This is a genomic window from Psychromonas sp. MME2 (genome assembly GCF_040566515.1).
GTDB lineage: Bacteria > Pseudomonadota > Gammaproteobacteria > Enterobacterales > Psychromonadaceae > Psychromonas.
On record NZ_JBEWXI010000011.1, the window covers coordinates 74,449 to 98,653 of the forward strand.

A 24,205-nucleotide genomic window follows, 5' to 3' on the forward strand; every position below is an offset into this window, starting at 1 on the left:
TTAACCATGTCATTTAACACGACTCCTGTATTCAATGAATTACATCCACAACAACAACTTGTACTAAAACAACTTTCAGGAAAGGTGAAACGTGTTTTTGTCACTGGTGCGGGTGGTTTTTTAGGTAAAGCTCTGTGCCGATTCTTACGCAGTGCTGATATACAAGTTGTGGGTTTTGCTCGTGGTGATTATCCAGAACTTCGGGCAATGGGGATCGAGCTAATACAAGGTGATATCTGTGATGAAATGGCTCTGTTAGATGCCATGCAAGATTGTGACCTGGTTTTTCATGTTGCCTCTAAAGCAGGGGTATGGGGGAGTAAAGATTCCTATTTCTTACCCAATGTACAGGGAACTGAAAACATAATCGCGGCATGTTTAGCACATAATATAAAACAGTTAGTCTATACCAGTACGCCAAGCGTTACCTTTTCTGGTGTTGATGAAGAAGGTATTGATGAATCGGCTCCCTATGCCGCACAGTTTTTAAATTTTTATGGCCTTTCGAAGGCAATTGCAGAGCAGAAAATTTTACAGGCCAATCATGAAAATCTTAAAACAACCGCCCTACGACCACACTTAATATGGGGGCCAGGTGATCCGCATTTAACGCCTAGGGTATTACAACGGGCAGAAGCCGGTAAACTAAAATTAGTCGGAAAAACGGACAAACTCGTTGATACGATTTACATCGATAATGCCGTTTACGGCCACCTACTCGCCGCTGTCGAATTATGCGCTAATGCCTCTCGCTGTACAGGTAAGGCTTACTTTCTAAGCAATGATGAGCCTATTTTGATGGCCGACATGCTAAATAAGATACTCGCTTGCAAAGAACTACCAGCGGTCAGCAAACGGGTCTCAACACAACTTGCATACTCTGTTGGAACATTGTTGGAGTGGATTTATATTGCCCTACGCAAACAACAGGAGCCAATTATGACGCGCTTTGTTGCAAGACAGTTATCAACGAGCCACTATTTTGATATCAGTGCGGCAAAGAGTGATCTTGGCTATGAAGCATTAATCTCGATTGATGAAGGGATGGAAAAACTCAAACCATCAATAAATGCCTAAACCACCATTTAATTCATTTTCGATCAAAAAAAGGCGGGTATCTAATTCGAGTTGATGATAATTAGGCAACATATAACAGCATAAATTATAAAATGCCTTGTTGTGCTCTTTCTCTTTTAAATGCGCCAGCTCATGAACCACTATCATATCGAGCATCGCCTGCGGTGCATTTTTAAATAGCGTTGCAATACGGATTTCCTGCTTTGCTTTTAATTTCCCCCCTTGTACACGTGAAACATAGGTATGTGTCCCGAGGGCATGCTTAACAAGCTGTATTTTCGGATCAAAACAGACTTTACTCAACGGTGATGACTGTTTCACATAACGTTTTTTATAATCCTGCACATAATCAAAGAGCGCTTTTTCACTATTTATGCTGTTTTTTTCTGGATATTTATTAACTAAATAAGCCGCCAGTTTATTTTCCGATACTAGCCCTTCTACTTGCGCAATAATAGTTGCTGGGTAATGGGCAATATATTGTAATGCTTTCATGACTTAACCGGTAAATAAGAGGATGGAGAGAATATAAATTAAAATTTAAGCAAAAAAAATGGTAAATCCATACGGACCTACCATTCTCTATATTATTTAGCACTCATAAAGAGCTAAATATATCACAGCAAATTAAAGTGCTACGATGTTGTCAGCTTGTGGGCCTTTTTGACCTTGGCTAACAGTGAATTCTACTTTTTGGCCTTCAGCTAAAGTTTTGAAACCTTCGCTTGCAATTGCACTGAAGTGTGCGAATACATCTGGACCAGATGCTTGCTCGATGAAACCAAAACCTTTAGATTCGTTAAACCACTTAACTGTACCTTGAACTTTAGACATAATAATATCCTGTAATTTTATTTAATGTAAGAATGCCATATTGGCGGGATAGCGTAAAAACAGACTGGAACTTAAAAACTACAGTGCGTGGTATTATTAATAAAACAACGAATTGGAGAATGTAAACAAAAGGCTTTCTTTTTTGCTGACCGCCACTATATAGTGTTTTCATTAACGGTCAAGTACTCATTTGTAAATAATCATATATATAAAACACTTCCCATCAATATAATAAGTTAGTTCTATTTTAATGATTCTGTGAATAACTGTGGCAAGATATCTTGCGCTTTTCCAAGGTACTCTTCTTGAAACGCGCGGTTGATCGTTCCATCGGTTGTAGATTAACCAACAGGGTTCGCGCCCCATTATAGGCTGCGATACTGACAAAATTAGAGGCCGGATAAACCGTACCAGAAGTGCCGATGGCAATAAACAGATCGCATTCCTGTAAAAAGGTTTCAATAACGCCATCACTTAATGCCGGAATATCTTCGCCAAACAGAACAATATCAGGGCGAATTGGACTCCCACATAGCGGGCATTCAGGCGTCCTATCCAGATGTCCTTGCTGATCACGATAACGTGCTAGTTTACAGTGTGAATTGCTACATTTGCTATACATAATATCGCCATGTAAATTGATGACATTTTTACTACCTGCACGTTGATGCAAACCGTCTACGTTTTGTGTCACTAGCAATAGCTTTTGATCTGCCGATAAATGCTTTTCTAATTGCACTAAAGCAAGGTGTGCGGCATTAGGCTCTGCTGCAAGCACAGGTTCTCGCAGGCTACCAAATAATCGCCAAGTGTCCGCCGGTGAACGGTTAAATGCAGTGATTGAGCCATAACGCTCAACTTCATGCTCTTCCCATATACCACCGCTACCACGGTAGGTTTGCAAGCCAGAATCTGCGGAGATACCCGCACCGGTTAGCACGAATATTTTTGAATATTGAGAGAGATTAATTGCCATCTGCATTCCTTGTTCGTCCACTTGCTTCTTAATCATTATTAGCAAATAGATATGCGCTTCTTTTACATAAATAAACCAGCATTAACATCAAGGGCACTTCAATCAACACCCCCACTACGGTCGCCAATGCAGCCCCTGAAGACAACCCAAAGAGGATAACAGCCGTCGCAATCGCAACTTCAAAGTGATTGGAGGCACCGATCAGCGACACTGGTGCAGCATCTTGATATGAGAGTTTGAACCACCTAGATAAAAGAAAATATCCTAGCGCAAAGATAAAGAGAGTTTGTAATAACAATGGAATAGCTATCCAGAGAATAGTTAATGGATTGGCAACAATAATTTCCCCTTTAAAGGAAAACAACAGAACCAAGGTGATCAATAACGCGGTAATACTAACGGGCGTTAACCAACCAAGAAATTTTTCGTTGAACCAATCTATTCCCTTATATTTAAGAATTAATTTTCTCGAAAAATAGCCAGCGAGCAAAGGTATTGCAACGTAAATTAACACGGAAAGCGTCATCGTTTCCCAAGGTACTGGCATTGAATTTACATTCAGCAAGAGAGTGCCTAATGGCCCATAAAGTAACAGCATCATCAGCGAATTAATCGCAACCATCACCAAGGTTAATCCATCATTTCCCTTTGCTAAATTACCCCACATTAATACCATCGCGGTACATGGCGCGATCCCAAGCAAAATAGTGCCCGCAATGTAACTGCGCCATAGATCCACTTCTTCGCCATTGGCCAAAATTTCCGTCCCGGGTAGAAAATCTCTGAATAAATAGCCTAAAAAAAGATAGGAGATCGCAAACATGGTAAATGGTTTAATTGCCCAATTAATAAATAACGTAAGCATAACTGGCTTTGGTGTTTTTGCAGATTTAACTACCTGCGCAAAATCTATTTTCACCATAATCGGATACATCATAAAAAAGAGACATACTGCAATAGGAATGGATACCTGATAAATTGACCATTCATTTAGGGTATTGGCAACACTCGGTGCGCTCTTTCCCAAAAAAATACCCGCGGCAATACAAAACACGACCCATATGGTCAAATAACGTTCAAAAATTGATAATTTTTTTTCTGCCATCTTAATGACCTCAATTATTTCAGTAACTACCCTATAGGATTTTACTCATCACTTAAGTATATGCGTCGATTTTATAAGTAACTATATAACCACAAAATTTTTCATAAAGATTACAATGATATCATTGACCCGTCTATAGCTATAGGGTTTAAGGTAGAAGCAGTTCAAAACAGGAGGTACTTATGTTTACTGTCACTCAACTTGCGAAACAATTTGCCATTTCTAGAACAACTATTTTGTACTACGAAAAAGAGAAACTCCTAGCGCCAGCTTATCGTTCTGAAAATGGCTATCGCTGGTATGGCGAGAAAGAAATTTTACGAATAAAAGCAATTATCTCTTATCAATCCTACGGTTTGTCTATTGCCAGTATTCGTACCTTGTTAGCACAAAATGATAAATCACAATCTCAGATATTAAAGGATCATTTCAATGAATTAGAACAAGAAATTCAAAACCTTAAAGCACAACAAAAGGCAATTGTGCTGTTATTACAAACGCCTAACTTAATAGAGGAAAAAATGGTGAATAAAGAACGCTGGGTAGAAATAATGGTTGCAGCAGGTTTTAGCGAAGATGACATGATTAGATGGCATCAAAAATTTGAACAACTAGAGCCACAGGAACACCAAAAATTCCTCGAGTCTCTAGCCATATCGCAGCAAGAAATTACTAAAATCAGAGCGCTGTAAGCTTAATATTGCCGCAAGGATGTGGCAATAATAGATTAACGTTAAGACAACCACTCTTGGTGCAATTGATCGCTATCACCTAAATAATCTAATAACCACTGCGCTGCGGGACTGATAGTTTCAGTGTTCCATGCTAAGCAGCAGGGGCTAAGGTGTGGAGGTTGTTGCAACTGTTTCTCAACTAATTCACCAGATTGTAAAAAGGGAATGGCGATATGTGATGGCAATAGACAAATCCCTAACGCATCACGCAAACATTGCAGTGCACTATACCAATTAGGCACCATAATTCGGCGCTGATTATCCATTAGCCAAGTAACGCGTTTTGGTAAAGTACGCGAGGTATCTTCTAAGCAGATCGCAGGAAACTCAATCAACTGCTGCACAGATAGCTTATCTTCTATTTGAGCTAAGGGATGATTTTTTGATACAACAAATTTCCACGTTAATGATCCCATATCTCGATGTGCAAAGGAGCCTCCCACGGGAATTGCCATCGTCGCACCAATGGCGATATCAGCACGCCCATCGGCAAGCGCATCCCATACACCATTAAAAACTTCCATGGATAGATGTAGTTCGACATCGGGAAATTGTCGATAAAAATCCCCCACCATTTTCGAGACGCGACTTTCTCGTACAACATTATCTAATGCAATTGAAACATTTGCTGTCCAACCATTGGCAACACGTTGTGTTTGTAAACGAATATCATCCATCTGCTTAAGCAACTCTCGCGCTTGTTCAACAAAGTAAATGCCCGCCTTAGTAAGTTGTACTTCTCGATGCAATCGAACAAATAAATTCACCGCTAAACGATCTTCTATCGCACGCACGGTATAACTAATTGCACTTGGTACTTTGTGCATTTCTTCCGCGGCACCAGAAAAGCTACCTCGGCGGGCAACCACATCAATTACCTTTAGATCATTATAAGAAAACATATCAAATCAAATATTTTGAAAGCAATGTTCAAATATTAGCGTTTCACAGATAATAAAACCACCATTAAACTGCACTCTTTTATTAATTGCATGAGAAAACCATGAATCAATCGCCGTCCAAAATCACCTTAACCTGGTTTGCTTGCTTAAGCATGTTAGGATTTTTAGCTACCGATATGTATTTACCGGCATTTAGCGTCATACAGCAAGATTTCGCCACCTCTGAAAAGTTAATTGGCTTATCTTTAACAATATTTCTATTGGGCATGGCATGTGGCCAATTAATTTATGGTCCACTCTCCGACAGATTAGGACGCATTAAAGTCTTAATTGCAGGGATGGTTTTATTCAGTGTAGCTTCTCTTTTCTGTGCCTACGTTAGCAACGTACAGTGGTTTTTAGTGGCACGTTTTTTTCAAGCTTTAGGTGCTTGTAGTGCCGCGGTTATCTGGCAAGCTATCGTTATCGATCGCTATCAGGGACAAACTTCAGAGCGTGTTTTTGCGACCATCATGCCCCTCGTTGCATTATCTCCAGCACTCGCGCCACTGGTCGGTGTTGTATTAGAAAACAGCTACGGCTGGCGCAGCATCTTTTTAACGCTCGTTGCACTTGGCGCTTTATTAGCGGTGATGGCTAGCAAAGAAAAAGAGAGCGTCCAAAGAGATAGTAGTAAATCCAGCAAACTACTAACTCAATTAAAAAATGATTACCAAGAGATATTCAGTTCGCGACAATTCATCGGCAATATGCTCATGTTTGGTGCATCATCAGCGATATTTTTTGCCTATTTAACGGGCTCACCATTCTTAATGAACGCAATGGGGTATTCAGCTAAAGAGATTGCACTTAGTTTTATTCCCCAAACTATCGGATTTATTATTGGTGGATATGGTTGCCGGGCTCTGCTTAACCGTTTTACTGGTAAACAGGTGTTACCCTACGCTTTATTGCTATTAATCAGTGCCGTATTAATCTTACTTACTTTTTCGTTAACGCTTAAAATAACCACGATTTGGCCAATTTTATTACCATTTTGCTTAGTGGCGGTTGCCAATGGTGCAATATACCCAATTATTATTAATCAAGCCTTGGCGGGTTTTAAATCCTGCAGTGCCACAGCAGCAGGCTTATTAAACTTTTTGCAAACGATGTTCTGCTTTATCAGCAGTGCGATTGTTGCCGCCTTCGCAGTACAGGGATTAATAGCAATAACGCTGGTGATGTCCGCGGCCGCAATTGTTTTTGTGATCGGTTATCAATTAAGCAAGCGCATAAAATTCAGTGAAGGTGAATTGGCCACTGCACTTTAATCAATAGGAGTCCTTACTATTAGATGAACAATGGTAAGGACTCACGACACATCAAAAATAGACGTGTGATTGACGCAAATAGCGATGCACGAAATTTAACATTTATTTAACTGATAAATATCATGGCGACGGTCCTGTAGATTTTTTACACTACCAAATTCATGAAGCTCTCGAAGCAGATAAATATCCACATCGGCAATTAGTATCATTTCTGTATTGGGCGTCGCTTCCGCTTTTATGCCATTAGCAGGAAAAGCAAAATCACAGGGTGTAAATACAGCGGATTGTGCATATTGAATATCCATATTATGTACTTTAGGCAAATTACCAACGCCCCCGGCAATGGCGACATAACATTCATTCTCAATGGCACGCGCATGTGCACATGTTCGAACACGAGAATAGCCATTTTGCGTGTCGGTTAAAAATGGTACAAAAAGGATATCCATCCCTTCATCGGCCAAAATTCGACTTAACTCTGGGAATTCGGAATCGTAACAGATAAGCACACCAATTTTACCACAGTCAGTATCAAAGGCTTTAAGCTGAGTGCCTCCATCCATTCCCCATACTTTCGCTTCATCGGGGGTAACATGAAGTTTTTCAAAACGCTCTTTTGTACCATCGCGTTTACAAAGGTAGCCGACATTATAAAGCCTATCGTCAACGATCTCAGGCATACTGCCAGTAATAATATTGATGTTGTAACTAATCGCTAATCGGTAAATTTTTGTACTATGGTTTCCGTATATTTAGCTAATTCTCGAATGGCCTGAGGCTCACTAATATGGTTGTTTTCTGCCATTAATGGGGCATTGAAAAACTCAGGGAATAGTGCAAAGTCGGAACGATAGCCAGCCACCGCATCAATAAAATATTCTGCTTGCTGCATCGATTCATCGAGATCTTTATAGGGACGCATTTGCCACTGTATTAAACCAAGACGCACCAGTTTTTTATCTGGAGCCGCTTTTTTACTTGGTTTTTCATAATAAATATTATTCCACTTTAATAGTACAGCGTAATCATTCGATCCCGTATCCCCTTCAAGGTAGCCCTTTAATATTTTAGCAGGATGAAAATCATTAGAAACTTGAAAGTTCAGTACGGGATCATGGATTTCTTTACGCTTTACCTTGTCGATATATTCCTTGGGTGAAATTTTATCGGCATATTTATGATAATTTGGAATGCGTCCACCAAAAGTTATCCCCTTTAAATTTAATCTTTCACAAAGCTCTTTGCGATAGTCGTAAAGGCGTCTCCCCAACCGTAAACCGCGAAACTCTGATTTTATAAAGACATCGATACCATACAAGGTATCACCATCGGGGGTATGTGTATTAAAAGTGTCGTTGCCAGTAATATCATTATAGGTGTGCGCATCATCAAAGTCGTCATAATCAATTTGAATGGATAATGCACAACCTGCGATTTGGTCATTAACTTTAATAACCACTTGCCCTTCTGGAAATTTACTAATTAACGACTCGATTTGATGCTCTTCCCAATAGGGATTCACCAGGCTGCTATAGGCCTCAATCATAGCGTCTTTTAATTCCTGATAATCATCAAGACTCAATAATTTTAATTCGACATTTTCTATATTTTGCATCCCAAAACCCTATTTTATAATGACAAAAGATCACTACTTTTCAATTTAACATCGCTGCATCAATAATTAAAGACAGATTATATAAGGAATTAGCGATTAATAACGACAAAAAACTGCATAAATATTTTATAACAACGGTGCTGGGATCTTTTTTCCTTGCCCTACGATATGCCAGCTCGACAGGTGGATCTATTTCACTTTACCTGTTGGTATAGCATTGCAATATGAGGGATATTATCTTCCAGATAGCAATCGGATACAGTCATAAAATGATGTGCAGTATAAAATTTTTCAAGATGTTGTTGCGCAGATATTTTAAGGGGTTGCCCTTTAAATTGTTGCAGGCATATTTTTAAACCTTCTTGTAGCAATTGATTCCCTACCCCTCGGCCTCTAAATTCAGGTGCAACCACAATTCGACCGAGTGAAATGCAGTCGGCGTAGGTTGTTCCCATGGCCAACACGCGAAGATAAGCCGCAATTTTACCATCAATATAATAAAACAGATGCTTTGTCTGGGCATCCCTATCTAAATCATCAATATCAGGATAATAACAGCGCTGTTCAACGACAAAAACATCAACTCTTAATTTTAAAATATCGTAAAGTTGATCTACCGTTAACTCATCAAAATGTTTCACATACCATGTTGCCATTATATTCTTCCAATTAAATTTTCCACCATAACTCATAATAACAATTGAGATAACTATACAGCGATAGCGGTTTTATAAAACGCAGAGGCTACTATCAATCACGCCCAGCGGAACGCTATGAGCTTATCACTTTTTATAAGTTGAACTACAATAAAATGAGTTCTGTATTTTATCGAAGCGATTAAATCGCTTAAAAAATACAAGGAAAAAGTACAATGAAAAAACTCATCTTAGCTGTTTCTATTACACTCACCACTTTATTTGGTTGTGGTGGCGGTTCATCAACAAGTGATGATTCAGGTGGTGATAATGGCGACATACCACCGATTAAAACAGATAACTACACTCTGTTAGCTTGGAACGATCTGGGTATGCACTGCGTCGACGGAAAAGATTATTCGGTATTCTCTATTCTCCCTCCTTACAATGATCTCAAAGCGCAGCTTATTCTCAAAGAGGGCAACATCGATAAACATGTTACCTCCGGTGTCACAATAACTTACCAATCAGCCCCAAGCCTTGCAGGCGACCTCAACACAGAAAGTGCCAGTAAAACCAATTTTTGGGATTACGCACTACAACTCTTTGCTGTGAAACTCAATGATAATATAGGTTTAGCTGGCAATATGACCCCAAGCACTGCACCACAACCGCTCGCCTACAATAATCAACATGCGTGGTGGGAAGCTGATGGCATTCCTATTATGAACTATGATGACAATGGCAAAAAAAACTACTATCCGATGGTGAAAGTGGTGGCTAGAGATGTTGTCGGCAACCTTTTAGCCACCGCACAGGTGGTGCTGCCTGTTAGTGATGAAATGGATTGCCAGCAGTGCCATGCGTCAAATACTCATATTAATGCAACGCCAAAAAATGGGTGGGTGAACAATGCCAATCCACTCAAAGATTTCAAACTTAACATTCTTAGACGCCATGATGATAAACATGATATCAGTCATTACTTGCAAGCACTGCAAGCAAATGGCTATCACTACAGCAGCTCTTTATATGAAACGGCGATTCAAGGCACCCCGATTCTTTGTGCCATCTGCCATCAATCTAATGCATTAGGCACCAATGGATTTAATGGTATTCCACCATTAACAACGGCTTTGCATGCTTTACACGCTAATGTCACCTTACCAAAAAGCAGTTTAACCTTGAATGATGACAATAATCGCGACAGCTGTTACGCCTGCCATCCGGGTGCAACCACCGAATGCCTACGCGGAGCAATGGGCAAAGCCAAAGCCCCCGATGGCAGCCCATTGATTGAATGTCAAAGTTGCCACGGCAATATGAGCGCTGTTGGCCAACATGGGCGCAATGGTTGGTTCGATGAACCCGACTGTCAATCTTGCCACCAAGCTGGTATGCGCCATACGACAGCCGTTATCGATGACGCAGGTACACTACGCCCAGCATTGGATAAACGCTTTGCCACCAACGACAACACGCCACTGGTTGGCAGCAATCTGTATCGCTTTAGCCGTGGCCATGGCGAGATGCAATGTTCTGCATGCCATGGTTCAACCCACGCGATTTACCCAAGCAGTCATGAAGAGGATAACCTGCAAAGTATTGCGCTTCAGGGGCACAGTGGAACCATTGCGGAGTGTACGGTATGCCACGCTACGCCACCATGGACAACTAACCAAGGTCCACATGGAATGCACAGTATTGGACAACGTTGGGTGGATGAACATAAGGAATATGCAGAGCATAATACTCAGAGCTGCGCAGAGTGCCATGGGGCAGATTTCAGAGGTTCATTCCTCTCTAAAACATTTTCTGCACGTAGTTTTATGACAGAGGAATGGGGAGATAAAAACTTTTCAGCGGGCCATCCAATCAGCTGTTATGATTGCCACAATGGCCCCTACGACGATTAAAAAATAAAGCGGATTAAATTCCGCTTTATTGGCTTATCCGTTACCATTTAATATCGATTAACCGTGCATGATTAAAATGACTTAAGCAGGTATTTAGATAGATAATGGGCCACGGCTTCATCATCGCAATCACCGATCACTTCATTATCAGGTAAAGCTGATTTAACTTTATGATGCGCACCGCCCATCACCAATCCTTTTCCTGCCATAGAGAGCATTTCAAAGTCATTCATCCCATCACCAAAAGCAATACAATCTCGTAATTGATAACCCTTCATTTTTGCAATGGCATCAAGTGCATGTCCCTTTGACACCCCCAAATCCATCACTTCTAAACAGTAAGGCGTAGAAAAGGCAATATTGGCTTGGTCAGCAAATTTAGCTTTAATTTTATCTTCCCACATTACTAACTTATCATGATCTCTATCTTCTCTCGTGATAAATATTTTAGCGATATCAGTTAATGGTGGATTTTCAATATCAAATAGTTTGTAGGGAAAATGGTCTCCCACGGCAGACTTTTTGGTTTCATCCTTGCTAATTAACCAATCATCACTGCGGTATAAATTAACGTGGATATCTTCATCGCCTTTAATCATTTCGATGACATCGGCAACAATATTCTCGGATAAATTTTGCTTAAAAACGATTTGATTATCGCAATCATGAACACAGGCACCATTTGAGGTGATCATAAATGCAGGAATACCTAATTGTTCTCTCATATGAGCAACATCGATATGATGACGACCTGTTGCAAAAATGAAGTCAACCCCCTGATTATGTAATTGCGTTAATATGTTTTTAGTAAATGGGGATATTTTATGATCGGAAGTGAGTAGCGTACCATCAAGATCTGATGCTGCAATTTTATACATATAAATTCTCGTTTTGCTTGTACTGGAGAGGAGGAAAAATTGAGCATAACATAATTTATTCAATCAATAGAACCACAATAAAGGCTCATTTTAATGATTAGTTTTTAGTGATTTTTAAAGTATTTAAAATAACGTTTTTCTACAATATGCCCAAGGCACTAGAAAATGTAAAGTCAGTAAAAAACACATTAAAGTAACATAGGATAAGCATTTATTTTGTGCAGATAATAATTATTTACCTATACTTTCATTGCTAACTCTCTTGTAACTATTTTCACTTTGCTGAAAGGAATAATCGTGGTAACGAATTTCAAAACAAGGTTTTTACATTACACCGAATTATCTGCAAAAGAGCTCATTAACGACCTTAAGGATGCAGTGCGGTGTGACGTTGCTACAGTTTGCTGTTTACCATGTAATCGTTGCCCTTATTTGCATAAACATATTGATACTAAAAAAATACAATTAAAAGGGTTGCGGGCATATAGCATCAAGATAATAACAACCAAAGAACAACATTTATTACTGTCAATAACGGCACCAGATATCGATACTTGGCTAGAGATTAACAACATACCAATATCTTCACTATAAAGATGCACAACGGGTAACTCTCAACTTTTCAAGTCGACATGTCAGATTTAGTCTGAATTGATAAGCAGATACTCGCTTGGGCCTGTTCAACAGCCGATTAAGGTGTCGGCTGTTATGTTTCTGGATTAAAACTCATCATATCGTAACTCAGGCAAACTCTATTAATGGCAGTTAACGCTTCAAACAACGGCTTGGGAAAGTTGGTGGCTTTTTTGAAACAAAAAAGGTGACAGCTTTTCCAAGTACGCGTGCTTTGATTTGTTACACGTCTATTACTCCATGCCTATGTATTTTGGCTCTGATTGAATAAGATTTATCCAACGCATAATTGCAGGATACTCATCTAAATCAAAGCCACCTTCATCAGCAACATGGGTATAGCCATAAAGTGAAATGTCGGCTGTGCTTAATTTATTTCCGGCAAGGTAAGGTGTTTTCTGCAATTGCTGTTCCATAACGCGTAAGGCTTTGTGCCCACCTTCTTGCTTAGACTCATAGTCCATTTTTCTATCATCGGGTAAGCCTAAATATTTGGCTATATATCTTGCTACAGCAATAAATGGTTCATGGCTGTATTGTTCAAAAAATTGCCATTGTTGAATTTTTGCATATTCAAATGGAACACAGGAAAGCAGATCTGTCCCAGAAGCCAAATAATTTAATATTGCATTTGATTCAGATAAGCATCTTCCATCATCTAACTCTAAAACAGGAATTTTGGCATTAGGGTTTTTCTTAAGAAATTCGACTGTATGTGTTTCATCCTTGAGAATATTTACTTCAATCCACTCATGCTCGATGCCAAGTAAAGAAGTAAGCAATTTTATTTTGTAACAATTTCCAGATTGGATATCCCCATAAATTTTCACTTATTTCTCCTTTAACATGCAACGAGGCTGTAGAATTTCTCATTTCAGCCTGATTATTTTAAATAAAAAACACAATAATTCATAATTTGTTGGTATTCAACTAAATATTCTGTTTTTATAAACTGACTGATTAATAGAACTAGAACGGGGACATATATTGACGCTCACTCGTTGTCAAGACGAATAAATCTAGAACATGTATTACCAAAATGCCTACAACGCGTCCGTAATTACGGCTTTTTAAAGGGCAATGCCAAACAACTTCGCCTTCAAATATTGCTGATACTAGGATGCGATTTAAACACAGAACGGGCGTAGAACGGTAGAAGGGTAGGGTAGAACGGGGGTAGAACGGGGACATCCATACCTTTTCATTTATAAAAATATAATAGCTATTCTTTTTAAATGATATTCAATTTAGTCAAAAAGGTTTGGAAGTCTAGTAATGCTCGATCCCCATGCTACCAAACTATCTGATCTGGTCTTGATTTACCTGCATAGTGAACTTCAGGTTGAAAATATTTATCAACAATTAACTCATATTGCGATGAATCTCGAAGTTCTCTAATAGTGTCCCATATCGCTTCAGATAGTTCAGGATTATCTTGCACGAATTGATGAGAGAACATCAAGTAGTAATCGACTTGCATGAAAGGAGGGAATACTTTGATAATATATTTAAACTCCTCAGGATGTAATTTCATCTGAAAATCGGCCATCGTTTCTATATCTGCCCAAGCAGCAATCCTTCCCGCTTTAAGCATCTTTAGTCCATTAAATTGTGATCTAACTTCATGAACTTGAACTCCGAGTGCTTTTATCGTTCCAACAATGGCATATCCCCTTACCGCACCAATTTCGCCATTAAGGTTTGTTATTTCTTTACCGTCCCATTGTAAAGGAGAGTTTTTGTATTTATACAGGAAATACGACTGAGACATAATTTTCCTGCTACCATCAGGCAGACCATTTTTCATGGGGTACACACCTATTTGCAAACGTTCAGGTTTGAAGCTAGCGTGAAAAATCCCGTCAACTACGTTCGCTTGCACTTCCTTAAGCCCCCTAGCCCAAGGTCTACGTTTAAACTCAATTTTGATACTGAATTTTTTTTCTAACAACTTTAAAAGTTCTAACGTAATTCCAGGTTTTTTCCAATCAATATTACTCCCCTCTCCGAAATAAAATGGAGGATTCGCTTTTACTTCATATACAAGCGTGACTTTCTTTTTAACAATCTCAGACGCACATGTCGGTAGGCTCAAGAACAATAAAATGAAAATAAATCTCACCATTATTTGTATATCCAATTTTCAATAAGTTAAATACACACTAATAACGAAGCTATAGAATAGCTCATTTTCAGCCTGATTATTTTAAATCCAAAATAAACCATAATTCACAATTTGTTGATATTCAATTAAATATTCTGTTTTTAATAACTGACTGATTAAATTGAGTGATACATCGCTGAATTGGCTTAATAGACTCAAACGACAGACTCAAACGAGGACATCCATATCTTTTCATTTATGAAAATATAATAGCCATTCTTTTTAAAAATAATCTTAATCAGCGCTTTGCTGTAATTAAATAGTTAAATTCCCGCACTTGATACTCAATTCAATCTGTTTAAACAAGTTTTATTAAAATCAACGCACAGAGCCTCCTTAACGAAGCGCTAATAGTTAATAAAAAACAAATGATTGGGAGTTAATGCAGCATACAACTTAGTTTGTTTTGCCCGAAACAAACGAGGACATCCATATCTTTTAATTTATAAAAATATAATAGCCATTCTTTTTAAAAATAAGCTTAATCAGCGCTTTGCTGTAATTAAATAGTTAAATTCCAGCACTTGATACTGAATTCAATCTGTTTTATTAAAATCAACGCATAAAACACCCTTAACGAAGCGTTAATAGTTAATAGTTAATAGTTAATAGTTAATAGTTAATAGTTAATAGTTAATAGTTAATAGTTAATAGTTAATAGTTAATAAAAAATAAATGATGGGGGAGTTAATGCAACATACAACTTAGTTTGTTTTGCCCAGATACCCAACAGCGACCAGTGTGTTCGGCAAACAAGGCAAGCTCTTCAAGTGAGCCCACTGCACCATGGTAATCTTTACCAAAACTCACGGCTAAGGCTAACCACGTGTCACTCTCTAAACCAAGGGTACTTAATAAGCTTGGCAGTTGGCTCGAAATCACGCCGCGCTTATCCTCTCGAATCGCTCGCCCAGTCCAATCAACAAGCTCTAAATAATCGAGCAAGGCATAGGGAATACCTTCGTGGGGCGCATCACATTCTGCCGCTACAAAACCAAATAAGGGTTTACTGTTATCATGGCAATGCAACGCTTCATCGTGACTACATTTACTGTGGATACGCTCAAATATGGACGTAAATTCCGATGTTTCCACACTCTCTGACATTTTTGCCCGCACGGGGTTTAAATCAACATAAGCCATGCAAGTTAAAAGTGCTTTTTCATCAAGCAATGCTTGCGACTTAAAGCGCCCTTCCCAAAAACGCCCTTTACAGTTATCTTCGGCGTTCGCTTTGCGGGCAATAAATTCATTTAACGCGCGCATGAACCAAGAGATATCAAGCAGGCGATGACGCCATTTGCTGATTATCTCAAGCGCCACCTCTATTTGACCTGCGCAAGTCAGCTCCCCTTTGCGCCATCGCGAAACTATTTCTGAGCCGGAATAAAGTTGATACCAACGTCGGCAAACTTCTTCATCGCTACAGGCGCTAATCTCGGCTTCATTAGCATGTAAAACAAGGTGATAGTGATTAGACATAATCGAATAAGCGCAAACATCAATGGCAAAGATATCACTTAATTGCCGAATGCGATCGACCATCCATTGCCGGCGATGTGAATAGTTTTTACCGCTGTAATTATCTTCGCCACACAAAAATGCACGGCGAACACATCGAGAAATGCAATGATAATAAGGTGTGTCCACAAGAGAAATTAACGAAGCACGTGATTGTGTCATACCAAACCCCACAACTGTAAACAAAAACACTGTTTATATAGTAGGTACAATATTCAATTTAGTCAAAAAGGTATGGGTGTCCTGCACTAGTGTGAGTAAATCCTCTGTTGGGTTGTAAAAACCCTTAAAACAATCTCTCAACTTAACCTACCTGTATGGGAAAATTGGTGTTACCCAAGAAAAATATAACGCTGCAATAAACGGCGCATAGGTTGGCGCTATTTTTGCTGCTTTTTGTTTTAGCAAAAATCGCGACAGCCGTTATGCGTCCGATTTAATTGCCTTGTTAATTTTTAGCGACTTGTTTGCTCTTCGCCTACAAGACACTTGATGCTTGATTTTGTTGTAACTTGAAACAAAAAATGTTGATTTAAAACAGCTTTAAATCAACGAAGTAGCCCAACTGCAAACAACAAAACTTAAATCATAAAATTGAAAAACAAGGTGAATTAAGCAAGCCCGTTTAGCACAAACTCAACCTAAATATTGCCCCACTTCCAACTACGATTCAGAAAGCCAATTAGCAAACTCGCTCAGGATTGGATCGTGTAAAACACCAAACCAACCAATTTATAATTTCTACATTTCATAATGCGGAGCGAAATTTAACGCCTTGCTAAGCGGACTAAAATTGTGGGTTATAATGTGGAGCGAAGCGGAGCATAACCCACTGTTTTAGTTCCGTTTAAGCAACTTGTTGAACGAAGCCGCTGTGCGGCAGAAAAACAAAATATGAACCAACACGCATACTTATATTTGCATCACTTTTCGGTGATGTCTAATAGGAGTATAAGCGATGAACACCTCAGAACAAAAACACTTTAACCTTTTATATCAACAACACTTGACCAACTTAGCATTACAGGGCATGAGACCTGCCACTATTGATGCTTATTCTCGTGCTGTGCGTAGGATAACTACTTTTTTTGACCGCACACCTGACACCCTCACTAAAGCTGATTTGAAATGCTACTTTGCGCAACTCATTCAAACTCACTCTTGGAGTACCATCAAATTAGACCGTAATGGGTTGCAGTTTTTCTACAAGCATACCCTTGAACGCCAGTGGGAATGGTTAAATATTGTCAAACCACCACAAGTAAAACGCATTCCTGATGTCATCACCAACAAGCAGGTTGGCATGTTAATTAGCGCGACGCGTGCTTTACGCTATCAGGTGTTTTTTCTTGTCCTGTACAGCATGGGATTACGGTTAGGTGAAGCCCTTCATTTAACCGTCAACGACATTGATAGCCAAACTATGCAAGTTCATATCCGTGAGGGAAAAGGCGGGAAAGATTGCTTAATCCCCCTTCCCAAACGAACCTTACAGGCTTTGCGCTGTTACTGGAATACACACCGTCACCCGGTCTTATTATTTCCTCGTTTTGGTCAAAACAAACATGTACCCATGGATAAAGGAAGCGTCCAAAAAGCCTTGAAGAAAGTAATGGCTGAGTTAGGGATTAAGAAAAATATAAGTCCACATTCACTGCGACATTGCTTTGCAACACACTTGTTAGAGCAAGGTATTGACCTACGCTCTCTGCAAATATTATTAGGCCATCATAGCCTCAATACCACAGCAAAATACACACAACTCACCACGCTTAAACAAAAAGACAATGTGGCAGCCCTTAACCAACTAACCGATAAATTACCGATTCAATGGGAGGCTTTATGAGCCAATTTATTGCATTACTTGAACGCTACCATGAGCAACTAGAGCAACAATATGGTGGATTATTAAATCAAGATATTCGCCGCGCCATTACCGATATGTTGCACTGTAAAAATGATACAACCCGCACCACACAATGGCACTGCGGACACTGTCAGCATGACCAACAACATCCCGCATCCTGTGGAAACCGAAGTTGCCCACAATGTTTGCATCAAACCACATCGAATTGGCTAGCCAAACAAACTAATAAATTACTACCTGTGCACTATTTTATGGTCACGTTTACCTTACCCTATCAATTTAGAGCCCTTGCTCATAAAAAACCGAAGGCGCTATATAAATTGATGTTTCAAGTAACATCAAACATATTAAAAGACTTTGCCTCACGACAGAATAAAGGTGACTTAGGTTTTACCAGCGTATTACACACACATAATCGTAAAAGAGAATGTCATCCTCATCTACATATCATCGTGCCCAGTGGAAGCTATGATGCAACGAACAAGCAGTGGCATAAAAATGATAAGAAATATCTCTTTAATGAATTGGCACTCGCCAAGGTATGGCGAGCAAGAGTGATTGATGCAATCAATCACCACCCCGAGTTAGCTATGCCCAATGATATTGCTAAAAAATGGGTCGTTGATTGTCGCAAGGTCGGATTTGGTTTGTCATCATTCCAGTATTTATCTCGTTACCTGTACCGTGGCGTGTTACCCGATAAAGACATTATTAATGTCAGCGAAAAAACAGTGACCTTTAGATATAAAGAAGGAGGAACAGATATTATCAAAAAGCGAACATTACCCGTACTTAAATTCTTATGGTTAATCTTACAACATGTATTACCAAAAGGCCTGCAGCGCGTTCGTGATTACGGTTTCTTGAGAGGTAATGCTAAACAACTTCGCTTGCAAATCATGCTGATACTAGGGAGTCATTTAAGCACGGTGGCAATAACACCAAAACGAAAAAAAACCGTCTACATCTGCCCATGTTGTCAGCATGAAATGAGTTTTGTAGGTATAAAGCGACTGAGAAATTAGCGTGTTATCACGCGTGATCTTCTACGAAGAATTCATAACAGAAAGCGAATAAAAAGAGGTGTATTGGCATTCAACCAAAAAAGATAACAGATTGATATAATTGAACTATCAATTGTATATTAGCGAAACTCGCCTAAAGAAAAGTGACAAATTAAATTTAGCCTTCAGCAAAATCCACTATTTACTATAAAGAGAAGCAATTCCCGATCGGGCTTGTTCAACACCCGAATAAGGTGTCGGCTGCGCAACACCTATTCTTGTTTGTTATACCACTTTACTCTGAATTTTCCCATTCGGTATAAACATTCAAAATTGGCTTATACCTTGATGTTAGAGGATCAAAATATTCCTTTAACTCTTTATTTTCCAATAGGTTTCTTATTTCGTATTTATAGTTTTTCTTAAATCTATTTTTATCAACTTTATTATCGATGTATTTAGAGCAAGCGTCATCATATGTATTCATTAACGTTTGCACAGCAGCGTTGAAACTTTTGCTATAAGATTTTAGAGTAAATTCTCCCTCATCATCAATGTTACCAGCATCTTGTTTAGCTATTAATGGCGCCATAATAATATTTATTTCATTAACTTTAGATTTGGCATTTTCGATAGCCTGCCTCATTTCCAGTTCTACCATGCCAAATTGCAAATTTAAATTATCTTGAGCTATAGAATTAGCTTTAGAGCTTGATAATATACTGCTCCAATTGAAACAATTAGACTGATAGAAGCAATGATATCGCTTACATTTATATTCATTGATCCTTCATAGCACTAATTACATCAAGAATTTCACTATTATCCGATGCACTAGTACTTTTCTGGACGTTAGTATAAATCCGAGATTCATCAATATCTTCAAAAGCTGGAGTACTTTTAACAAGCTTTTCCAATTCATCTAATATTTTATTCTTTGTATCTTTATCTAATGGCTTGTTTGTACTTGCGAACACCAACCCATTTAAATCATTTAAGATACGTTCTAACTCAGCTTTGCGATTTCCAGCCTTAAGCAATCGTTCAAAATAGTGCTGTGCTCTTTGTTGATGTGTCATTGATGCCATTTGGAACTCCATTATTTATAATTAGTGGTATAACGAGGCTGTAGAATTTCTCATTTTCAGCCTGATTATTTTAAATAAAAAACACAATAATTCATAATTTATTGATATTCAATTAAATATTCTGTTTTTAATAACTGACTGATTAAATTGAGTGATATATCGCTGAATTGGCTTAATTAGGCGGGGGTATTCGATGTTAAGGCATCGCCCTTGGGTTAATGCAGGCTGTTTTTTAACTTCTCAATATTATGCACTAAACAGTACATCTGCCATTGCGCATTCACTTTCTCTTGCCCGCGCAGCGTGAATTTATTCATCCCTTTATTGACCGTAATATTGCCAAATACCGGCTCTATTGCACCTAACCGTTTACTGTATTGTCGCCGTCCGGGGCTACTGTCTATTTTCACCCGCATTTTATCGCTATAAGATATAGGTTTGGTGCTTTTATTGATTTCAAACTGGACTTGTCTGCCTTGTTTAGTCGGCGCGTTGCGCATGCATTGCTTTTGTAGTACGCAGGCCCGGCAATCCTTTAAATAACCTGAGAAACGAACGTATTGCCGACCTGCCGTTTCAACATTTTTAACACTTAACCACATTTCATTACCTGCTGGGCAGCGGCAACTTGAGACCGTTTCATCAAAGTAAAAATCGTGACTAGTAAATAGTCGCGCTCTGCCTTTACTGCGTTTTAATCGCCGTTTTTCTTGTTCTGTTTGATAGGTTTGACTGGTTTGGAATAAAGGATTGCGGCTTCTAAATGCGGTATCTGCTATATAAGTATCTAACCCTGTCGTGGCCATGAACTCAAGGTTCACTTCACTGTGGAAACCACTGTCAGCACTGAACTTGGCATCTTTAAAGGTATCGGGTGTACCTAGCTTCGTAAGTTGTTCTTGCAACTGCTTAACCGCGGGCTTCAATGTCTGCTGCTCACCTACCGAGCCCCATGCCTGCGCTTGCACTATGATTTGGTGTTTATCATCATTGATAGCAATACCGTTATAACCTTGAATCGTCCCTTTACTGGTGGTCATCTTGGCGCTATCTGGGTCGGTGATATTGCTTTTTACTGGTTTATTTCGACTACCTATTTTCTCTTTATTACTCGCAAGGAACGCACTAATTTTATTGGCACTTTCATCTAATTTTTGTTTCTGTTTTAGGTCATGTTGGCGTTCATCTTCATTAAGACCGTCTTGTGCCTGATGTCTTGCAATAATGCGTTGGCTAGCACGTTGCAACTTGCGTTGTTTGCGTTCAAGCTCTGCAAATGTACCACTCCACTCTTTACTCGCATTGCTGCTTATCTTGCAACCATCAATCGCAAACATGTGACGACCTATCAACCCTTCTTTATCGCATATCATTAAGACTTGGGTAAAAAGCGGCTCGATTTTATCTTTCATTTTGGAGATAAAGTTGGCGATTGACGTGTAATGTGGCTGTACATCACCCGATAAACTCATGAAGGTGATATTACGCTCACACGCGTCTGCGATACGGCGACTACTAACAAGGCCACGAGAGTAACCGAACAAGATGATTTTTAGCATAACAGAAGGTGGATAAGCAGCTGCACCGCCATTGTCATTATTGTACCAATCATCAAAGGTGCTTAAATCAAGGTGCTTATCAACGATATGGGAAAGTGCGTACTCAAATGTACCGGGGAGAATTTGCTGTGCAAAGTCAATCGGGATGAATTTACTTTGACAAGATAGGTCTGGTTTGTAATTAGCCATGACGTTTCACTCTGAGCGAATAATAACTATTAGATCACAGCCGATCAGCGCATGCAAGTACATTTTTTATACAATTTTCATTAAATGAAAAACAACGTAAAAACGGTCTTTTTGGAGAAATTCTACAGCCTCAACGCCTTAATAACTGGCGTGTAGGTTGGTGCTGTTTTTGCCGCTTTTTGTTTTAGCAAAAACCGCGACAACCGTAATGCGTCCAGTTGATTAACTTGTTAGCTGGCATTTATTCGCAACCAATTTAGCTGTTCATTATAAGCGAATTGATTGTAATTAATTGAATATAAATTCATAAAACCATGCAAGTAATCTACTTTTGTAGTATTTACATTTTTCTTTCTAGATAGCTCATTTTGTAGTTCTAGCACATCAAAATGAAACTCTTTTTTGGGAAAAATCAACTCAACTTCAAACAGTGGACTCACTTCTTTAAAATTTCGAATTTGAGAACCATAGTAGCAAATTGCACGATTTACATTTTTAACCGACAGCTTTTCAGATAACTTCCAAATTATAGAAGCCCCAATACTAAAACCAATTAAGGTGCTAGCAGAAGTTATTGATTCCGTCATTTTTAGTAATATTGACAAATAATCTTCAAACCCAATATTCTCCATGAAGTAAGAATATGCTTCTGTTTCATCTTTAAAAGCCATATCGACCCCACCATAAGGATCGACAATAACCTTTGCATTGAGCTCTTCACTTAGCTTTACTAAAGCAGGTGTTTTACCGAAGATATCTGTGACTAAAATTATATTCATAAACCTCTGCTTGACAGCTAACGTTTACAGCACGGGCGAGTGAAACGAGTCCAGCCCGCAGGGCGAGCGTGCCTGTTTTTGTTAGGCTGACTGAGTGACGACATGTATGTTTACTCCTTCTGAATCTAAAGGCTCTTCAAAATACTGGTTAACTGTTTCAAACATTTCAGGAGTATCGTATTTTGCTCTTTCCGGTTGCTCTATGCGTCTTTTAGAAATTTGCTCTAAACACTTTTCGTTTGACACTTTCAAATAAATTGCTCGATGTGGTGCATTTACCGCATTGGCAACGTCTAAGTACCATTTGCGAGAATCAATAGTGTTTGCTGGAAAGTCTAAAACCACAGAACTGCCTGCCTTCAATATCTGTTGAACGTGCGGAGCTAGGACATCAAGTAGTTTATGGTGCCTTACTACAAAATCATCGAAATCATTGATTTCATCGGGGTAAAGCTTAGTAAGCCACTCGTCTTCAGAAATTAATACCACATTACTTTCAGAAGCAAAGGTTGTTGAGTAAGTTGTTTTACCAGCACCCATTTTTCCAATAAGGAAATGTAATGTTCCGAGATTGCCCATGGTTTCTCCTAAAGCCTAACGTTTTTCTTCACCGGCGAAAAAACGCGCAGCGGTTTTGAGTCCTTGCCCGGCTGGGCGTAGCCCAGGACTTATAGGGCAGATGGTGCAAGAATTTGTTAGGTGTTTTTTGCCAAGACTTGCACTGCAAATTCTGCTGCCTTTCCAGTATAGCTGGAACAGTTTTTTCGAAGACCCAGAGATCTAAACTTTTCCATACCATGCTCAGTACCAAGATCACAACCTAGCAACTTATGACAATCTTTAGCGCCAAACTCCTTTTCAAATTTCTTAACAAGTTCTTGGGTGGCATCGTATGAACTCGAAACATTGTCATTTACCGAGTCTCTCCCTAGCGAAAGGCTTACTCCCATTACAGCACCTGTAAGGGCACCACAAGGTCCGCAAGTTCGAGACATCCCACTGCAAAATGCAGTCGCGGTTTTTGAGATTAATTTACTATCAACCCCCAGATTCTGCCAAAGCTGATACGACGCTTTCTGCACATAAGAGGCCGCCTTCAAAATTTGACTCCGCTAACATTCTAACTTTTTGAGAATCATCCATGAATGAACACCTCCTAAATACCTAACGCCGCACTAAGCGGACTAAAATAGTGGGTTAAAATGTGTAGCGAAGCGAAACGTAACCCACTGTTTTAGTTCCGTTTAAGTGCCTTGTTAAGTTTTGGTCAACTTGCTAATCTCAGAAGTGTAAAAACAACCGCAACAATTGCTAAAACCCAAGTAATTTTACTAAGTAAATACATGAGCACTCCAACAATTGTTGCAAAAGCCCAAGTAGCAACAGGTACTAGAAAAAAATAGGCAAGACAACAAA

General features: G+C 39.1%; 23 protein-coding genes and 1 pseudogene. 7 read left to right on the forward strand and 17 right to left on the reverse strand.

Translation table 11 applies throughout. The features are described from left to right. The first annotated feature begins 6 nt into the window (after positions 1-6). Positions 7-1,077, forward strand: coding sequence for a 2-alkyl-3-oxoalkanoate reductase (gene oleD, locus AB1A03_RS09840; protein ID WP_354624491.1), 1,071 nt, complete (start codon positions 7-9; stop codon positions 1,075-1,077). On the opposite strand, the gene AB1A03_RS09845 is transcribed toward oleD, so the two are convergent. The 4 genes from AB1A03_RS09845 to arsB form a co-directional block, all read right to left on the reverse strand. Beyond that, on the reverse strand, positions 1,063-1,572 hold the full coding sequence (locus AB1A03_RS09845) for a M48 metallopeptidase family protein (RefSeq protein WP_354624492.1): 510 nt from the start codon (positions 1,570-1,572) through the stop codon (positions 1,063-1,065). The genes oleD and AB1A03_RS09845 overlap by 15 nt on opposite strands. A 132-nt stretch (positions 1,573-1,704) precedes the next feature. Next, positions 1,705-1,911 (reverse strand): cold-shock protein, encoded by a 207-nt coding sequence (locus AB1A03_RS09850; protein WP_354624493.1) that lies wholly within the window; start codon positions 1,909-1,911, stop codon positions 1,705-1,707. A 247-nt stretch (positions 1,912-2,158) separates the two neighbouring features. Continuing rightward, positions 2,159-2,887: an SIR2 family NAD-dependent protein deacylase gene (locus AB1A03_RS09855; RefSeq protein ID WP_354624494.1), complete on the reverse strand. Its 729-nt coding sequence runs from the start codon at positions 2,885-2,887 to the stop codon at positions 2,159-2,161. A 28-nt stretch (positions 2,888-2,915) separates the two neighbouring features. Next, entirely contained in the window at positions 2,916-3,992 is a 1,077-nt protein-coding gene (arsB, locus tag AB1A03_RS09860; protein WP_354624495.1) for an ACR3 family arsenite efflux transporter, read from the reverse strand. A 182-nt stretch (positions 3,993-4,174) separates the two neighbouring features. Between arsB and AB1A03_RS09865 the strand changes: the two genes are divergently transcribed. Then, positions 4,175-4,684, forward strand: coding sequence for a MerR family transcriptional regulator (locus AB1A03_RS09865; protein WP_354624496.1), 510 nt, complete (start codon positions 4,175-4,177; stop codon positions 4,682-4,684). 41 nt (positions 4,685-4,725) lie between these two features. Here AB1A03_RS09865 and punR read toward each other — a convergent pair whose 3' ends face one another. Then, a complete protein-coding gene (gene punR / locus AB1A03_RS09870) occupies positions 4,726-5,628 on the reverse strand; it encodes a DNA-binding transcriptional activator PunR (RefSeq protein ID WP_354624497.1) in 903 nt (300 codons plus the stop codon). Between the two features lie 101 nt (positions 5,629-5,729). On the opposite strand from punR, the gene punC reads away from it, so the two are divergent. Then, a complete protein-coding gene (gene punC, locus AB1A03_RS09875) occupies positions 5,730-6,941 on the forward strand; it encodes a purine nucleoside transporter PunC (protein ID WP_354624498.1) in 1,212 nt (403 codons plus the stop codon). Between the two features lie 95 nt (positions 6,942-7,036). Here the strand turns inward: punC and AB1A03_RS09880 are convergent. Both AB1A03_RS09880 and AB1A03_RS09885 read right to left on the reverse strand, forming a co-directional pair. Then, positions 7,037-8,556 (reverse strand): annotated as a pseudogene (locus AB1A03_RS09880) (carbon-nitrogen hydrolase family protein). A gap of 194 nt (positions 8,557-8,750) precedes the next feature. Continuing rightward, complete coding sequence (locus AB1A03_RS09885) at positions 8,751-9,212, reverse strand: GNAT family N-acetyltransferase (protein ID WP_354624499.1); 462 nt, start codon at positions 9,210-9,212, stop codon at positions 8,751-8,753. Positions 9,213-9,427: 215 nt separating this feature from the next. Between AB1A03_RS09885 and AB1A03_RS09890 the strand changes: the two genes are divergently transcribed. After that, entirely contained in the window at positions 9,428-11,107 is a 1,680-nt protein-coding gene (locus AB1A03_RS09890; protein WP_354624500.1) for a hypothetical protein, read from the forward strand. A gap of 71 nt (positions 11,108-11,178) precedes the next feature. Here the strand turns inward: AB1A03_RS09890 and AB1A03_RS09895 are convergent, their stop codons facing one another. Then, positions 11,179-11,985 carry a Cof-type HAD-IIB family hydrolase gene (locus AB1A03_RS09895; RefSeq protein ID WP_354624501.1) on the reverse strand — a complete coding sequence of 269 codons (807 nt, stop codon included), beginning with the start codon at positions 11,983-11,985 and terminating at the stop codon, positions 11,179-11,181. A gap of 297 nt (positions 11,986-12,282) precedes the next feature. Here AB1A03_RS09895 and AB1A03_RS09900 point away from each other — a divergent pair, with 297 nt between their 5' ends. Then, entirely contained in the window at positions 12,283-12,579 is a 297-nt protein-coding gene (locus AB1A03_RS09900; protein ID WP_354624502.1) for a hypothetical protein, read from the forward strand. Between the two features lie 272 nt (positions 12,580-12,851). Here the strand turns inward: AB1A03_RS09900 and AB1A03_RS09905 are convergent, their stop codons facing one another. From AB1A03_RS09905 to AB1A03_RS09915, 3 genes are all read right to left on the reverse strand, one after another. After that, positions 12,852-13,448 carry a glutathione S-transferase family protein gene (locus AB1A03_RS09905; protein WP_354624503.1) on the reverse strand — a complete coding sequence of 199 codons (597 nt, stop codon included), beginning with the start codon at positions 13,446-13,448 and terminating at the stop codon, positions 12,852-12,854. Between the two features lie 461 nt (positions 13,449-13,909). Continuing rightward, entirely contained in the window at positions 13,910-14,743 is an 834-nt protein-coding gene (locus AB1A03_RS09910) for a substrate-binding periplasmic protein (protein ID WP_354624504.1), read from the reverse strand. Between the two features lie 726 nt (positions 14,744-15,469). Next, positions 15,470-16,465, reverse strand: a complete 996-nt coding sequence (locus AB1A03_RS09915; RefSeq protein ID WP_354624505.1) for a hypothetical protein — start codon at positions 16,463-16,465, stop codon at positions 15,470-15,472. Positions 16,466-17,261: 796 nt separating this feature from the next. Between AB1A03_RS09915 and AB1A03_RS09920 the strand changes: the two genes are divergently transcribed. Both AB1A03_RS09920 and AB1A03_RS09925 read left to right on the forward strand, forming a co-directional pair. Further along, a complete protein-coding gene (locus AB1A03_RS09920; protein WP_354624506.1) occupies positions 17,262-18,149 on the forward strand; it encodes a tyrosine-type recombinase/integrase in 888 nt (295 codons plus the stop codon). Next, positions 18,146-19,195 (forward strand): IS91 family transposase, encoded by a 1,050-nt coding sequence (locus tag AB1A03_RS09925; RefSeq protein ID WP_354624507.1) that lies wholly within the window; start codon positions 18,146-18,148, stop codon positions 19,193-19,195. Before AB1A03_RS09920 ends, AB1A03_RS09925 begins: the two co-directional genes overlap by 4 nt. Positions 19,196-19,469: 274 nt before the next feature. Here AB1A03_RS09925 and AB1A03_RS09930 read toward each other — a convergent pair whose 3' ends face one another. The 6 genes from AB1A03_RS09930 to AB1A03_RS09955 form a co-directional block, all read right to left on the reverse strand. Further along, the gene (locus AB1A03_RS09930) at positions 19,470-19,835 is read right to left on the reverse strand and encodes a hypothetical protein (protein ID WP_354624508.1); all 366 of its coding nucleotides are present in this window, start codon (positions 19,833-19,835) and stop codon (positions 19,470-19,472) included. Between the two features lie 118 nt (positions 19,836-19,953). Further along, positions 19,954-20,262, reverse strand: coding sequence for a hypothetical protein (locus AB1A03_RS09935; protein WP_354624509.1), 309 nt, complete (start codon positions 20,260-20,262; stop codon positions 19,954-19,956). A 215-nt stretch (positions 20,263-20,477) separates the two neighbouring features. Then, positions 20,478-22,010 (reverse strand): transposase, encoded by a 1,533-nt coding sequence (locus tag AB1A03_RS09940; RefSeq protein ID WP_354623034.1) that lies wholly within the window; start codon positions 22,008-22,010, stop codon positions 20,478-20,480. A 230-nt stretch (positions 22,011-22,240) separates the two neighbouring features. Further along, complete coding sequence (locus AB1A03_RS09945; protein ID WP_354624510.1) at positions 22,241-22,789, reverse strand: hypothetical protein; 549 nt, start codon at positions 22,787-22,789, stop codon at positions 22,241-22,243. 81 nt (positions 22,790-22,870) lie between these two features. Beyond that, positions 22,871-23,368, reverse strand: a complete 498-nt coding sequence (locus AB1A03_RS09950; RefSeq protein WP_354624511.1) for a P-loop nucleotide/nucleoside kinase family protein — start codon at positions 23,366-23,368, stop codon at positions 22,871-22,873. A 116-nt stretch (positions 23,369-23,484) separates the two neighbouring features. After that, the gene (locus AB1A03_RS09955) at positions 23,485-23,889 is read right to left on the reverse strand and encodes a C-GCAxxG-C-C family protein (RefSeq protein ID WP_354624512.1); all 405 of its coding nucleotides are present in this window, start codon (positions 23,887-23,889) and stop codon (positions 23,485-23,487) included. Between the last annotated feature and the right edge of the window lie 316 nt (positions 23,890-24,205).